Annotated in this window: 1 pseudogene; it reads right to left on the reverse strand. The window is 49.9% G+C overall.

Annotated features, from left to right (window positions below):
- Nucleotides 1–493, reverse strand: a pseudogene (locus tag AAEY83_RS12810) (homoserine dehydrogenase); the annotation flags it as partial.

The raw sequence follows: 493 nt of genomic DNA on the forward strand, positions 1-493 counted from the left end.
GTATACGAGTGATATCAGCCAATACGCCAGGATTGTCAAAAGCATGAACGCGTAAATAATAGCCCGTGATCATCTGCTCAGCACGCAAGATAGGCGTATCTGATAGTTGTTCAGGAATAAAAGCTAAGTGCGGCACATGGTGGCCGTGGTTGTTTTGATTACTGTTGCTTTGATCGTCGTTGTCCTTGCTGCCCAATACCCGAACCAAGTCCATCACATCTGCCATTACTGCAGACGCCGTAGCACCAGCGCCAGCGCCATCACCACAATATAGCGTCTGCCCAAGCGGGTGCGAATTGACCAACACCGCATTTTTTACGCCATTCACATTTGCTAGTAGCGCATCTTGAGGAATCAGTGTGGGGTGAACGCGTAGCTCAATACCTGCATCGTCGCCATTGCTGCCTCCGCTATCACGGCGCACCGCAAAGCCTAAGTGTTTGATACGATAACCAAGCTCTTCGGCATAGTTGACGTCTTGTAAGGTGATACC

The organism is Psychrobacter sp. TB20-MNA-CIBAN-0197 (genome assembly GCF_040309765.1).
Classification (GTDB): domain Bacteria; phylum Pseudomonadota; class Gammaproteobacteria; order Pseudomonadales; family Moraxellaceae; genus Psychrobacter; species Psychrobacter submarinus.